General features: G+C 75.1%; 12 protein-coding genes. 7 read left to right on the top strand and 5 right to left on the bottom strand.

Annotated features, from left to right (window positions below; genetic code table 11):
* Positions 1-98: 98 nt before the first annotated feature.
* From LCD33_RS00250 to LCD33_RS00265, 4 genes are read right to left on the bottom strand one after another with little or no spacing between them, the layout of a single operon-like run.
* Positions 99-1,142, bottom strand: a complete 1,044-nt coding sequence (locus LCD33_RS00250) for an NAD(P)-dependent oxidoreductase (protein ID WP_224957301.1) — start codon at positions 1,140-1,142, stop codon at positions 99-101.
* A gap of 47 nt (positions 1,143-1,189) precedes the next feature.
* Positions 1,190-1,795: a class I SAM-dependent methyltransferase gene (locus LCD33_RS00255; RefSeq protein ID WP_224957303.1), complete on the bottom strand. Its 606-nt coding sequence runs from the start codon at positions 1,793-1,795 to the stop codon at positions 1,190-1,192.
* Positions 1,792-2,472, bottom strand: coding sequence for a DUF2064 domain-containing protein (locus LCD33_RS00260; protein WP_224977368.1), 681 nt, complete (start codon positions 2,470-2,472; stop codon positions 1,792-1,794). The genes LCD33_RS00255 and LCD33_RS00260 overlap by 4 nt, the downstream gene beginning before the upstream one ends.
* On the bottom strand, positions 2,469-3,131 hold the full coding sequence (locus tag LCD33_RS00265) for a glycosyltransferase family 2 protein (protein ID WP_224957305.1): 663 nt from the start codon (positions 3,129-3,131) through the stop codon (positions 2,469-2,471). The genes LCD33_RS00260 and LCD33_RS00265 overlap by 4 nt, the downstream gene beginning before the upstream one ends.
* Positions 3,132-3,339: 208 nt before the next feature.
* Here LCD33_RS00265 and LCD33_RS00270 point away from each other — a divergent pair, with 208 nt between their 5' ends.
* Genes LCD33_RS00270 through LCD33_RS00280 form a run of 3 tightly spaced genes read left to right on the top strand, consistent with a single transcriptional unit; the run spans position 3,340 to position 8,219 of the window.
* Complete coding sequence (locus LCD33_RS00270) at positions 3,340-4,587, top strand: molybdopterin-dependent oxidoreductase (protein ID WP_224957307.1); 1,248 nt, start codon at positions 3,340-3,342, stop codon at positions 4,585-4,587.
* Between the two features lie 3 nt (positions 4,588-4,590).
* A complete protein-coding gene (locus LCD33_RS00275; protein WP_224977369.1) occupies positions 4,591-5,091 on the top strand; it encodes a hypothetical protein in 501 nt (166 codons plus the stop codon).
* Positions 5,088-8,219 carry an arabinosyltransferase domain-containing protein gene (locus LCD33_RS00280; RefSeq protein WP_224957311.1) on the top strand — a complete coding sequence of 1,044 codons (3,132 nt, stop codon included), beginning with the start codon at positions 5,088-5,090 and terminating at the stop codon, positions 8,217-8,219. The genes LCD33_RS00275 and LCD33_RS00280 overlap by 4 nt, the downstream gene beginning before the upstream one ends.
* 172 nt (positions 8,220-8,391) lie before the next feature.
* Here LCD33_RS00280 and LCD33_RS00285 read toward each other — a convergent pair whose 3' ends face one another.
* On the bottom strand, positions 8,392-9,867 hold the full coding sequence (locus LCD33_RS00285; protein WP_224957313.1) for a DHA2 family efflux MFS transporter permease subunit: 1,476 nt from the start codon (positions 9,865-9,867) through the stop codon (positions 8,392-8,394).
* Between the two features lie 336 nt (positions 9,868-10,203).
* Between LCD33_RS00285 and LCD33_RS00290 the strand changes: the two genes are divergently transcribed.
* From LCD33_RS00290 to LCD33_RS00305, 4 genes are all read left to right on the top strand, one after another.
* The gene (locus tag LCD33_RS00290; protein ID WP_224957315.1) at positions 10,204-10,755 is read left to right on the top strand and encodes a TetR/AcrR family transcriptional regulator; all 552 of its coding nucleotides are present in this window, start codon (positions 10,204-10,206) and stop codon (positions 10,753-10,755) included.
* Positions 10,756-10,783: 28 nt separating this feature from the next.
* Positions 10,784-11,887 carry a mandelate racemase/muconate lactonizing enzyme family protein gene (locus LCD33_RS00295; RefSeq protein ID WP_224965886.1) on the top strand — a complete coding sequence of 368 codons (1,104 nt, stop codon included), beginning with the start codon at positions 10,784-10,786 and terminating at the stop codon, positions 11,885-11,887.
* A gap of 231 nt (positions 11,888-12,118) precedes the next feature.
* Positions 12,119-12,853 (top strand): SDR family NAD(P)-dependent oxidoreductase, encoded by a 735-nt coding sequence (locus tag LCD33_RS00300; RefSeq protein WP_224957317.1) that lies wholly within the window; start codon positions 12,119-12,121, stop codon positions 12,851-12,853.
* Positions 12,850-13,584 (top strand): SDR family NAD(P)-dependent oxidoreductase, encoded by a 735-nt coding sequence (locus LCD33_RS00305; protein WP_224977370.1) that lies wholly within the window; start codon positions 12,850-12,852, stop codon positions 13,582-13,584. Before LCD33_RS00300 ends, LCD33_RS00305 begins: the two co-directional genes overlap by 4 nt.
* Positions 13,585-13,751 lie beyond the last annotated feature (167 nt).

A 13,751-nucleotide genomic window follows, 5' to 3' on the forward strand; every position in this document is an offset into this window, starting at 1 on the left:
GCTCAGCGGCTTCGCCGCTGACAGGAAAACGGTAGGACCCACCGGGCTGGTTCACGGCCGCGGGGCGGCCTGGGTTGCTCGCTCGCGGGTGGGGGCGGTCAGGCGCGCAGCGGGGCGGTGGCGAACTCCTTCATGCCCGTGCCGAACGGGACCTCCGCGGTGAAACCGAGCTCGCTCGCCGCGCGGGACGGGTCGGCGACGACGTGCCGCACGTCGCCGAGCCGGTAGCGCCCGCTGATGCGCGGTTCCGGCCCGCCGTCGGCCGCGGCCCGCGCGTCCGCCATCTCGCCGATGGTGCGCGGATCACCGGAGCACACGTTGTAGGCGCGGAACCCGGTCCGCTCCTGCGCGGCGGCCAGCGCGTTCGCCGCCGCCACGTCGCCGACGTGCACGAAGTCGCGGGTCTGCGCGCCGTCCTCGAACACCACCGGCGCCTCGCCGCGGGCGAGGCTGGAGCGGAACAGCGAGGCCACCCCGGCGTAGGGCGTGTTCCGCGGCATCCGCGGCCCGTAGACGTTGTGGTAGCGCAACGCGATCGCGGACGCCCCGGTGTCCCGCGCCCACAACGCGGCCAGGTTCTCCTGCGCGAGCTTGGTGGCCGCGTAGGTGCTGCGCGGGTCCAGCGGGGCGTCCTCCGGCACGGTCCCGCGCACGAGCGGCTCGTCGCATCGCGGACATCGCGGCTCGAACATGCCCGCGTCCAGGTCCTCCTGCCGCCGCGGTCCGGGCTGCACGACGTCGTGCCGCGCGCAGCGGTAGCGGCCCTCGCCGTAGACGACCATCGAGCCGGCCAGCACCAACCTGCGCACCCGGTGCTCGGCCATCGCCGCCAGCAGGTGCGCGGTGGCGAGCTCGTTGTGCGCCACGTAGTCCGGCATGTCGGCCACCCCCGTCTCCAGCCCCACCACGGCGGCGTGGTGGCACACCACGTCCACCCCGCGCACCACGTGGTCGGCGATGTCGGGGTCGCGCAGGTCCGCGACGGTCAGGCCGTGGCCGCCGAGGTGCTCGGGGATGGCGCGCGTCCGGTGCGCCTGCGGAAGCAGCGCGTCGACCAGCAGCACTTCGTGCCCGTCGGCGCGCAGCCGGTCGGCGACGTGCGATCCGATGAAGCCCGCGCCACCCGTGACCAGTACCCGCATGTTCGGTTCTCCTCTCCACGTTCCGGTCCTCCGGGCGTCCCCGGAGATCACTGCCGCACCAGCTCGGCGAGCCTGCGCCGCCCGAGGCGGGCGTGCCACCGCACTCGCAGCCGCGCCGCGGCCGCGAGCCCGTGCAGCGCGTCGACGCCGACCCGCGCCCACGGGAACCAGCTGCCGCCGGGCACCCGGGCCCGTCCCGCGCACAGCCCCACGCCGGGCGGGTGCGCTTCGACGAGCACGCTGCCGGTGCCGGTGATCAGTTCGGTGGCGCGGCGCAGCAGGGCGCGCGGATCGCCGCCGATGCCGAGGTTGCCGTCGAGCAGCAGCACGTGCTCCCAGCGGCCTTCGCCGGGCAGCGGGCCGAACACGTCGCCGTGGAACGCGTGCGCGCCGCGCAGCATGGTCCGGCACACGGCGTCGGCGGAGACGTCGACGCCCAGCGCGGTGCGCCCGCGCCGCACCAGTCCGCCGGTCATCCGGCCGGGTCCGCAGCCGACGTCCAGCGTCGCGCCGCGACATCGGCGCAGGACCAGTTCGTCGGCCGCTCCCGGTTCGTCCGACCACCGCCGCGGGTGCAGCAGTTCGGGCGGGCCCGGGTCCATCTCCAGCCAGCAGGTGTCGGCGCCGTACACCGGGTCGAACGCGGCCGTCACCGCTCGCGCTCCACCGGCACGGCGGCGCCGGCCGCGGCGAACCGGGAGGCGGGAATGGCCGCGGCGACCGAGGTGGCATCGGACATGGTGTCCACATCGGACATCGCGGGCAGCGGTTCGACGCGCAGCCCGCGGTCCCGCAACGCCGCCAGCGTGCGCGAGCCGGTCTCTCCGGTGGACATCGGCACGTCCCGCAGCGCCGCCGCGTGCTCCGCGCGGCGCACGCCCAGCGCCCACCAGCCGCCGTCCGCCGCCGCACCGAGCACGGCGTCCGGCGGTGCGGAGCCGCCGAGCCGGTCCAGGGACCGGGTGAGCAGCCGCGGGGTGAGCTGCGGGGTGTCCATCCCGATCTGCAGGATCGGCTCGCCCGGGTGCAACGCCCCGGTGTCCGCGTGCGCGGCGACGAGCCGCTCGGCGAGCTCGTCGCCGCGCTGCTCGACGACCCGCACCCGCGCCAGCGCGGCCCGGACCTCGTCGCGCCGGGCCGCCGCCGCGGTCTCCCCGGTCCAGGCGACCACCGTCGGCAGACCGGTTCCGGCCGCCGCGTCGAGGGTGTCCAGCAGCCCGGCCGCCGCGATCGCCGCCGCCTGCTCCGCCGAGGCCGGTGGGCTGAGCCGGGTCTTCGCGCGCCGCGGCACCGGTGCTTTCGCGACGACGAGCAGCACGCCGCGGCTCATCGCAGCACCCGGGCCATGTCGCGCACCGCCCGCGCGGTGCCGCGCACCGAACCGGTCACCTTGGAGCGGGTTCCGGCGGCGCGCGGGTAGTAGTCGACCGGGACCTCCTCGACCCGCCAGCCGGCCCGGGCGGCGCGGACCAGCAGCTCCAGCGGATAGCCGAAACCGCGGTCGGTGACGCCCAGGTCCAGCAGCCGATCGCGCCAGGCCACGCGCAGCGGCGCGAGATCGCGCACCGGCAGCCCCTGCCTGCGCAGCATCCCGGCGAGCGCCGCGTTGCCCAGCCGCGCGTGCCACGGGAACGCGCCGCGCTCGGCCGCGACCCGGCGGCCCACCACCAGGTCCGCGTCCCCGCGCAGCAGCAGCTCCACCAGCCGCGGCAGCTCGTCCAGGCGCATCGAACCGTCGGCGTCCACGAAGACGACGACCTCGGCCCCGGAGTGCTCCAGCCCGGCGTGCACGGCGGCGCCGTACCCGGGTCGCGCCTCGGAGATCACGGTGGCGCCGTGCTCGGCGGCGACCGCCGCGGTGGCGTCGGCGGAGCCGTTGTCCACCACGAGCGCTCGGTAGCCGTGCGCGGCGGGCAGGCCGGCGAGCACTCCGGGGAGCGCGGCCTCCTCGTCCCGGCACGGCAGGATCACATCGACGCTGACCGTCATTCCACCGTCCTCGACTGCGGTCCCCGGCGTGGGGGACGTGTTACGTTGGCGAAGCTCCGGCACCGGAATTCCCACTGCTCATTGCCTTTCCCACGGGTATTCGGTGCCACCCGGCGGGCGGATTGGTCCCGGTTCCACTTTTTTCCGGTGGGGCCCGCGAGACCGCCGTCCTCGGGGCACCGCGGGAGACGTGGTGAGGAGTTCCGCAGTGCGCTTCGGACGGCGGCTCGACGACGGGTCGAGCAGGTGGGAGCGGTTCCGGCCGCCCGGGTTCGGGCGTTCCCGGACGTGGCGCAGCCCGCTGCGCGGCATCCGGCTGACCTCGGTGCTCGGGATGGTGCTGCTGGTCGCGCTGCCGATCGTCGTCCTCACCGGCCTGCTGTCCTACGTCGCCTACGGTCCTCGGTTCGGGCAGGCGATGCCCGCGGAGACCGGGTGGTTGCGGCTGCCGCTGTTCGACTGGCCGACCCGCCCGGCCTGGCTGTACCGGTTGAACCAGGGCGTGCACGTGCTGCTCGGACTGGTGCTGGTGCCGGTGGTGCTGGCGAAGCTGTGGTCGGTGATCCCGAAGCTGTTCGCCTGGCCGCCGGTGACCTCGCCGGCGCGGGCGCTGGAGCGGCTGTCGTTGCTGCTGCTGGTGGGCAGCGTGCTGTTCGAGCTGGGCACCGGCGTGCTGAACGTGCAGTACTACTACGCGTTCCCGTTCAGCTTCTACACCGCGCACTACTGGGGCGCCTGGGTGTTCATCGGGTCCTTCGCCGCGCACGTCGCGCTGAAGCTGCCCGCCGCTGTGCGGGCGCTGCGCCACCGAGGCGGGCACGACGACCTGGCGCCGGTGCGGCCCGCGGCGGCCACGATGAGCAGGCGCGGTTTCCTGGCCGTCGTCGCGGGCGGTTCCGCGCTGATCGGGCTGCTCACCGCCGGGCAGACCTTCGACGGCGCGCGGCGCACCGCGCTGCTGTCGCCGCGCTACCGGGACGGGCCGGGCCCGAACGGGTTCCAGGTGAACCGCACGGCCGCCGCCGCGGGCATCGCCGCCGCGAGCACCGGGTCGCGGTGGCGGCTGCGGCTGCTCGGCGGTGCCGAACCGGTCGAGCTGGACCGCGCCCGGCTGCTCGCGCTGCCGCAGCGCACCGCCGAACTGCCCATCGCCTGCGTCGAGGGCTGGTCGACCACCCAGCGCTGGACCGGGGTGCCGCTGGCCGAGCTCGCCCGGTTCGCCGGGGTGCCCGAACCCGCCTCGGCGCACGTGCGCTCCCTGGAGACCGGGGGTGCGTTCGCCGCCGCGACCCTGCACGCCGGGCAGGTGCTCGACCCGGACGCGCTGCTCGCGCTGCGCGTCAACGGGGTGGACCTGAGCCCGGACCACGGGTTCCCGGCGCGGGTGATCGTGCCCGCGCTGCCCGGGGTGCTCAACACCAAGTGGGTGGCGTCGATCTCGTTCCGGAGGAGGTGAACCGTGCGCCGCGTGACCCGCCTGCTCGGCACCGACCCGTTCCGGTTCTCGGTGCTGCTGGGCAGCTTCGCGCTCACCTGGTACGCCTTCCGGCTGCTGGGCGACGAGCCGGAAGTGCCGTCGGTGCTGCTGTGGTTCGTCGCCGCCGCCGTCGCGCACGACGCGGTGCTGCTGCCGCTGTACGCGCTCGGCGACCGGGCGCTGACCGGGGCGTTCCGGGGAACGCACCCGGCCGGGGTGAACCACGTCCGGCTGCCCGCGCTGGGCAGCGGCCTGCTGTTCCTGGTGTTCTGCCCGGGGATCCTCGGGCTCGGCGCCGCCGCCCGCGCGGCGGCGACGGGCCAGGACCTGGAGCCCTACCTGGGCAACTGGCTGCTGGTGACGGCGGTCCTGTTCGGCCTCAGCCTCGGCTGGTGGGTCGTGCGGCTGCTGTCCAGGGCAGTCCGGGGCCGTGGTGGCTCCGAACGGGAGAACGCAACCGATCCCGCAGGAAGGACGTCGTGACCGCCACCGGGGAAGAGCGCCGGGTTCCCGCGCTCACCAAGATCGCCCTGCTCGTCGGGGGGCTCGGCGTGCTCGCCGCGCTCGCGCTCCCGTTCGCGCCGGTCGCCACCGAGCGCACCACCGTGGACTGGCCGCAGGCCGGGCGGCCCGTGGAGTCGACCACCGCGTTCTTCGTGCCGTACCGGCCGGAGCACGTGCGGGTCGAGGTCCCGTGCTCGGCGGTGCGGGCCGGGCTCGCGCGCGGGACCGCCACCACGTTGGTGAGCAGCGCGCTGCCCGGCAGGCCGACCGAGGGATTCGCGGTGTCCGCCGCGGACGGATCGGTGCTGGTGCTCGTCGGTGGCGAGCAGGTCCACCGCGGGCCGGTGCCGGCGGGCGACTGCGGGCTGACCCTCGACGCCGGTGCGGACGGCGGCGTGCTGCGCCTCGGCGCGGAGACGATCGACCTGCCCGGCGCGCAGGTCCGCGAGGTGTTCGCCTTCGCCACCGACCTGGACCCGGCGGCGGCGGCCGGGACGCGGGTGACCGCGCGCACCGCGGACTGGTTCCAGAGCACGCCGAGCGCGGGGAAGATCGTGCTGATCGGGGTGGCGGTCGCGGCGATGATCACGTCGCTGGCGCTGCTCGTGGTGGGGGACCGGCGGGGTGCCCGACGGAGCGGAGCCGGTCCGCCCGGCGGCGGCTCGGACGGGGGTTCCGCGTCGGACGAATCCACCGCGGACCGAGCTGCGACGGGTGGAGGACGCCCGGCCCGCCGGTCGCTCCTGCTCATCGACCTCGCCCTGCTCGTGGTCTTCGCGGCCTGGCTGGTGCTCGGCCCGTTGAGCCCCGACGACTCGTTCACCGAAGGCATCGTGCGCAACGCGCTGATCACCGGCGACTTCACCAACTACTACCGGTGGGAGAACTCCTCCGAAGCGCCGTTCACCCTGGTGCTGAACCTGATCAGCCCGTTGGTGGCGCTGCACGCCCCGCCGCTGCTGCTGCGGGTGCCGAGCGTGGTCGCCGGGCTGCTCACCTGGCTGCTGCTCAGCCGCGGGGTGCTCCCGGTGGTGCTGCCCGCGCACGCGCGGCACCTCGGCACCCGGGTGCTGCTGGCGGTGGCGCTGCTGGTGTGGTGGCTGCCGTTCGACCTCGGGGTGCGGCCGGAACCGTTCGTCGCGCTGGGCACTACCGCGGTGCTGACCTGCGTGCTGCGCGCCACCGCCGGGCCGGGCGGGGCGAGCGTGCTGCTGCTCGGGCTCGGCGCGCTGGCCGGCGGGTTCACCGTCGCCGTCAACCCGGTGGGGGTGACCGCGGTGGCACCGGTGCTGCTGCTGGCGCCGCGGATCCTGCGCGGGCTGCGGGCGCGGGGTGAGCCGCCGTGGGGCTGGTGCGCGGTGGGCGGCTGCCTCGCCGCGGTGGCGCTGGTGGCGATGTTCGCCGACCAGTCGTGGTTCGGGGTGCGGCAGGCGACCGCGCTGCACCGGTTCTACGGGCCGGACGTCGGCTGGTTCCAGGAGATCCGCCGGTACCAGTACCTGCTCGGCTTCGGCGACTACCAGGGCGGGCTGGCGCGGCGGCTGCCGGTGCTGCTCACGATCGCCGTGGCGGGCTGCGCCACGCTGCTGGTGGTGCGCGGGGCCCGCCGGTTGCCGGGGATGCGGCTGGTGCCGCTGCCGCTGGGCTGCCTCGGCATCGGGTTGGCGTTGCTGTGGCTGACGCCGTCGAAGTGGACGCACTACTTCGGCGCGCTCGCCGGGTTCGGCGCCATCGCGCTCACCGCGGGGGTCGTGCTGCTCGGCGCGGGCGCGCGGGAGTGGTCGGCGCGGCGGGAGGTCCTGCTGGTCGGCGGGGTCGGCACCGTCGCCGCGATCGCGGCCGCGTGCCTGGCGTTCGCAGGCACCAACACCTACTTCCTGCACTCGCACTTCGGGGTGCCGCGCGACGAGCTGCCGATGCGGCCGTTGAACGGCCCGCTGCCGTGGGTGCTGCTGGTCGCCGTGCTGCTGGGGTGCGCGCTGCTGCCGCGCTTCGGCGGCCGGGACGCGGCGCGCCGGATGCTCGCCCGGATGCCCGCGGTGGTGGCGACCGCAGCGGCCGGGGCGGGCGTGCTGGTGCTGCTGGTGTCGTTCGCGGTGGCGCCGATCGCGCGCGCGGGCGGACACTCGGTCGGCGGGCAGCTGCTGGGCGAGCCGTCCGGGGGCGGCTGCGGCATCGTCGACGACGTCGTGATCAACGCGGATGCGCCGGGTGGCGTGCTGGCGCGCGCGGAGGGCGACGATGAGCTCACCGGCTTCACCGGCGGTGGCAGCCCCGCGCCCGCGGGCGCGGGACCGCAGCGGTGGACGAGCCTGACCGGCGGGGCGATCAGCACCGGTTCGCTGCGCAGCGGGTGGTTCGCCGCCCCGCGGCTCGGCCCGGACCAGCGGATCGCGGTGTCCGCGGCCGGGCGCACCGGGGACGGCGACCGGCTCGCCCTGGAATTCGCCCGCTCCACCCCCGACGGCGAGCCGCGGCCGCTCGGCACCCGCGTCCTCGACGACTCCGGCGACGAGCGGGACGCGCGCCCGATATACCCGGCGGACCGGCAGATCGAGCAGCGCCCGCAGGTGCACCCCGGCTGGCGGACGCTCATCGCCGAGGACGTCCCGCCCGGCGCCGACCGGGTCCGCGTCGTCGCCGCGGACGGCACCACCGACCGGGACGGCTGGCTCGCCGTGACCGGGCCGCGCGTGCTGGACGTGGTCCCGCTGCGCGCCCTGCTCGCCGGCCGCCCGGACGTGTACGTGGACTGGTCGATGACCTGGGTGGCGCCGTGCCTGCGGGACGTGCCGCGCGTCGGCGGCGGGCTCGCGCAGGCGCCGACCGCGTTGCTGAACCCCCCGGTGTCGCTCGGCTTCGACGGGACCGCCGCGTACGACCGGGACATCGGCGGCAGCTTCGCCGGGGTGGACGAGGTCGGCCGCCGCACCCCGATCCCCACCGAACCGCTCGGGCCGCGCGATCCGCGCTACCGGGACTGGGGGCAGGTCGCCACGGTCACGTACCCGATCGCCCGGGACGCCTACGACACCCGCACCACCTGGGAGATCCGCTGGGGTTGGCAGGGCGCGGGCTTCACCACCGGACCGCTCAGCGCGCGGTGAGTCCCGGCGCGCGGGCCCACCGCCGCGGCGCGGCCCGGCCGCCATCAGGTGCGGGGTGAGCAGGACGGCGATCGACTCCACCGCGAGCCCCGCGCGGTGATCGAGGAGACCAGCAGGAGCACCGCCCACCAGCGGCTGGAGGTGCCGCCGCGGTGCGGCGATCGGCGCCGGGCTAGCCGGTGCGGTCCCGCGTGCCGCGCTCGTCGGCGGCGCGTTCGGGGGTCTCGGCGGGCCGCTGGGAGCGGAGCAGCGCGGTGCCCGCGAGGACCAGCGTGGACAGCGCGGCGGCGACGACGAAGGCCGCCCGGACGCCCGCCTCGTCCGGCTGGCCGGGGCGCGCCGACCACAGCGTCATCACCGTCACGAACAGCGCGGTCCCCGCGGCCGCGGCGAGCTGCTGGCAGGTGGTCAGGATGGCGCTGCCGTGCGAGTGCAGGGAGCGGGGCAGCGCGCTGAGCGCATCGGTCACCAGCGGCGTGAAGTTCAGCGCCAGCCCGACCGACATCAGCACGTGCAGCAGCACCACCAGCCAGACCGGGCTGTCGCCGCCGAGCGCCGCGAACGCCCACAGGCTCAGGCACAGCAGCACCGACGCGGGCACCACCAGCGCCCGCACCCCGAACCGGTCGTAGGCGCGCCCCACCGGTGGCCCGAGCAGCCCCATCACCACCCCACCGGGCAGCACGACCAGTCCCGCGACGAGCGAATCGCGGCCGAGGACCACCTGCACGTAGAACGGCAGCAGGATCACCGCGCTGAACAGCGCCATGTACCCGGCGACGCTGAGCACCAGCGGGACCGAGTAGTCCCGCACCCCGCACGCCCGCAGGTCCAGCAGCGCCCGCCCGGTGCGCTGCAACCGGACCTGCCGGACGACGAACACCACGACCAGCGCGGTGCCGAGCACGATCCACGGCCACGCCGGGCCCGAACCCGTGGAGTCCGATGTGGACGGATCGGTGGCGGCGGAGGCGGTCAGCCCGTACACGAGCGTGGAGAACGCGACGGCGGCCAGCAGCACCGAGACCACGTCCAGCCGCACCCGCGACGTGGTGTTCGCGATGTGCAGCGAGCGCAGCCCCGCGCCGAGCGCCAACAGCCCGATCGGCAGCACGAGCCAGAACATCCACCGCCAGCCCAGTGCGGACAGCACGATCCCGGCCGCGGCGGGTCCGACGGCGGGCGCCACGGCGAGCACGATCGACGTCGTGCCCATCACCTGGCCGCGGCGCGAGGTGGGGACGATCGCGAGGATGCTGGTCATCAGCAGCGGTACCATGATCGCCGTCCCGGAGGCCTGCACGACCCGGCCCGCGAGCAGCGGCGCGAACCCGGGCGCTCCGCCGCACAGCGCCGTCCCGGCGCTGAACAGGCCCATCGCCGCCGCGAAGGCCTGGCGGACGGTGCAGCGCTGCAGCAGGTACCCGGTGGTCGGCACGACCACCGCCATGGTGAGCAGGAAGCCGCTGGAGAGCCACTGCGCCGTGGCGATGCCGATGCGCAGGTCCGCGACCAGCGACGGCAGCCCCACGGCCATCACGGTCTCGTTCAGCACCATCACGAACGCCGAGCCGACCAGCAGTGCCAGTCCGAGCGCCGCCCCGTCCGGCAACCGCTCCACCGCCGCGGGATTCCTCCGGGTGACCAACCGAGCCTCCTGCCGCTGGACGACCGGGACGGCCATCGCGGGCCGCCAGGTTCTGGGGTTGCGCGAATTCGGTGGTGTCAGGGGATTCCGGCGCGGACGCGGGCGGACGCGTCGGCGGCCGGGCAGGGCGGCGGGCGCAGGTCCGGGCCGGCGGGGGATCGCGCACCGGGCATCGCACTCCGCCTCCCTCGCGCCGCGGGGCGTCACCGGCAGCGCCCCCGGAACCGGAACGATACGCAACTCGCCGCGGCCTGTGCAGAGGTTTCACCGAGCAGGGCGCGGCCGTGGTAGAACGATCGCTTTACAACGGTAGAGCGATCCTTCTACCATCGCCGCGTGGCCGATACCAAGCAGCGGATCGCGGGCGAGCTGGAGCGCAGCTTCGCGGAGAACGGCTTCGCCGAGCAGGGCGTGGAAGCCCTACGCGCGGAGGCCGACGTCTCGCTCCGCACTCTGTACAAGTACTTCCCGAGCCGCGAGGCGATGATCGTCGGCGCGCTGGAGCACCGGGATCGGGTGTACTTCGACTGGCTCGACGGCGGACCGGAGTCCGGCGTCGACCACGTGCTGCACCTGCTGGTCCGGCTCGGCGACTGGCTCGCCGAGGTCGCGAACACCGGTTGCCTGTTCATGAACGCCCTCGCCGAGCACCCGGACAGCGCGCCGATCGCCGCGGCCGTCCGGGAGCACAAGGACAAGCTCGCCGACGAGTTCCGCATCCGCCTGGAGCACGTCGCGCCGGACCAGGACACCGCCCACCTGGCCGAAACCCTGTTCCTGCTGCACGAGGGCATGACGCAGTCGGCCCGGTTGCAGGGCCGGGAGCGGGCCTGCGCGGCCGCGCTGCGCGCCGCCCGGGCCGCCCTGTCGGCCGAGAACGTCCGCTAGCACCGCGACATCGGATCGGAGTTTCCGCGTGGAGATCCGCGAAGTGCACGTCTACACCCACGACCTGCCGGTGCGGAACCCGCCGCGGGTCATGTCCAGCGGCACGGTGTGGTCGTTGGAGACCACGCTGGTGCGCCTCGTCGCCGAGGACGGCACCGAGGGGTGGGGCGAGACCTGCCCCGTCGGGCCCACCTACGCGGAGGCGCACGCCGCCGGGGCCCGCGCCGCGCTGGCGCAGCTCGCTCCCGGGCTGGTCGGGGCGGAGCCGTGGCCGGTGGCGCTGCACCGCACGATGGACGGCCTGCTCACCGGGCACCACTACGCGAAGGCGGCCGTGGACATCGCCGCGCACGACCTGATCGGGAAGCGGCTCGGCGTGCGGGTGGCCGAACTCCTGGGCGGGGGAGCGGTGGCTCGGGTGCCCACCTACTACTCGGCGGGCGTCGGCGATCCGGACGAGGTCGCCCGGATCGCGGCCGAGCGGGTCGCCGAGGGCTATCCGCGGCTGCAGGTGAAGCTCGGCGGCCGTCCCGTCGAGGTCGACATCGAAGCGGTGCGCAAGGTCTGGGAGGTCGTCCGCGGTTCGGGCGTGCGCCTGGCGGCCGACGGCAACCGGGGATGGAACACGCGCGACGTGCTGCGGCTCAGCCGCGAGTGCGCCGACGTCCCGCTCGTGCTGGAGCAGCCCTGCGACACCGTCGAAGAGCTGGCCCGCATCCGCCCGCAGGTGCAGCACCCGATCTACTTGGACGAGTCCGGTGTCAGCCTGAACGCCGCGATCTCCGCGGCCGGGACCGGGCTGGTGGACGGATTCGGGATGAAGGTGACCCGCATCGGCGGCCTCGCGCCGATGCGCGCGTTCCGCGACCTGTGCGCGGCGCGGCACCTGCCGCACAGCAGCGACGACGCGTGGGGCGGTGACGTGATCGCCGCCGCCTGCGTGCAGCTGGGCGCGACCGTCCGGCCGGACCTGAACGAGGGCGCGTGGATCGCGGCGCCCTACATCGACGGCCACTACGACCCGGCGGGCGGCATCCGCATCGACGACGGGCACATCGCGCTGCCCGAAGGGCCCGGGCTCGGCGTCACGCCGGACCGCGACCTCTTCGGCGATCCGGTCGCGAGCTTCTGAACCGCTGATCCCGCTCCTGCCGCATCGGGGCGGGGTGGCCGTCAGCTGCTTCCTCGCCGCGGAATCCTCCGCCGCGGGAGGGAACGCCGTCCGCACTAGGAACCAGCCGTGAACCTGCGGGTGGTCGGGCTGCGCGCGTGGTTCCCGTCAGCCGCGTCGCCGCTGGCGGGTGGAGGGATCGAGTCCGCTGCCCCGGGTCTCGGGCAGGTGGCGAATCACTAGGAGTGGAACATGAGGTTCTCCGGACGGAACGCGCTCGTGACCGGTGCGGCCGGTGGCATCGGCGCGGTGCTGGTGGAGCGGCTGCGCGCGGAAGGCGCGCGGGTCGCGGTGGCTGACCGGGACGTGAGCGGGATCGAGGCGGACGCCCACCTGCCGGGTGATCTGCTGGACCCGGCCTACGCCGACGGCCTGGCACCGGCGGCGCGGGAGGCGCTGGGCGGGCTGGACGTGCTCGTCAACAACGCGGGCGTCATCACCCGCGGGCCGGTCCCGGACACCTCCGACGCGGACTGGTCGCTGTCGGTCGGGGTGAACGTCGAGGCGCCGTTCCGCCTCTGCCGGGCCGCGATCCCGCTGATGGCGGCCGGTGGCGGCGGCGCGATCGTCAACGTGTCCTCCTGCTGGGGCGGCAAGGCGCCGGGGCCGAACCACGCCCTGTACTGCATGACGAAGGCGGCGATCGCCTCGCTCACCCAGTGCATGGGAATGGACCACGCGGAACAGGGCGTCCGCGTGAACGCGGTGTGCCCTAACGAGGTCAACACCCCGATGCTGCGCAGCGGTTTCGCCCGGCGCGGATTCGACCCGGACACCGCGGTGGCCGAGCTGGGCCGGACGGTGCCGCTCGGGCGGATCGCGGAACCGGCCGACATCGTGGACGTGGCGCTGTTCCTCGCTTCGGACGAAGCCCGCTACGTGTGCGGGGCACTGGTCGAGATCAACGGCGGGAAGGCGGTCGCATGAAGCGCTTCGACGGCAAGGTCGCGCTGGTCACGGGAGGGCGCGCGGGGATCGGCCGCGCCATCGCGCGGCGGCTGCGCGACGAGGGGGCCACCGTGTTCACCGCGCAGCGCGGCGCCGACGAGGAGTTCCGCTCGATCCCCTCGGACCTCGCCGATCCCGCCACTCCGGCGCGGATCGTCGGCGAGGTCGTGGACCGCGCCGGGAGGCTGGACGTCCTGGTGAACAACGCCGGGATGATGCAGGAATCGGCGGTGGAGGCGATGTCGCTCGACGACTGGCAGCGCAACCTCACCGTGAACCTGACCGCCCCGTTCCTGCTGATCAAGGAGGCGTTGCCGCACCTGCGCGCGACGCGGGGGAACATCGTCAACGTCGGGTCCGTCGAAGGACTCGGCGCGAACCCCGGGCACGCGGCCTACTGCGCGACGAAGGCCGGGCTGCACGGGCTGACCCGGGCGGTCGCGGTCGACCACGGGCCGGAGGGCATCCGGTGCAACGCGGTCGCGCCGGGCTGGATCGACACCGACCTCAACCTCGAATTCATCGACGCCACACCGGATCCGGCGGCCTTCCGCCGCGACATCGGCCGCATCCACCCGGTCGGCCGCACCGGCGCGCCGGAGGAGGTGGCCGCGCTGGTCGCCTTCCTCGCCGCGGAGGAGGCCGGGTTCATCACCGGCAACGCGTACGCGGTGGACGGGGGACGGATGGCGAAGCTGAGCCTGCCGTGAGGTGGCGCGGCGCCCGGGGGGGCCCCGGGGGGGGGGGCCGCGGGGGGGGGCGCCCGGGGGGACTAGGTGGAGCGTTTTTGCCGCTGCCCGGGGGACCCCCCGGGGCACCAGGTGTGGCGGGCCGCGCCCGACGTTGATGTGCCCGGCCCCCACGACCTGCATGAACT

It is taken from the genome of Saccharopolyspora sp. 7B (assembly GCF_020177435.1).
Lineage (GTDB): Bacteria > Actinomycetota > Actinomycetes > Mycobacteriales > Pseudonocardiaceae > Saccharopolyspora_C > Saccharopolyspora_C gregorii.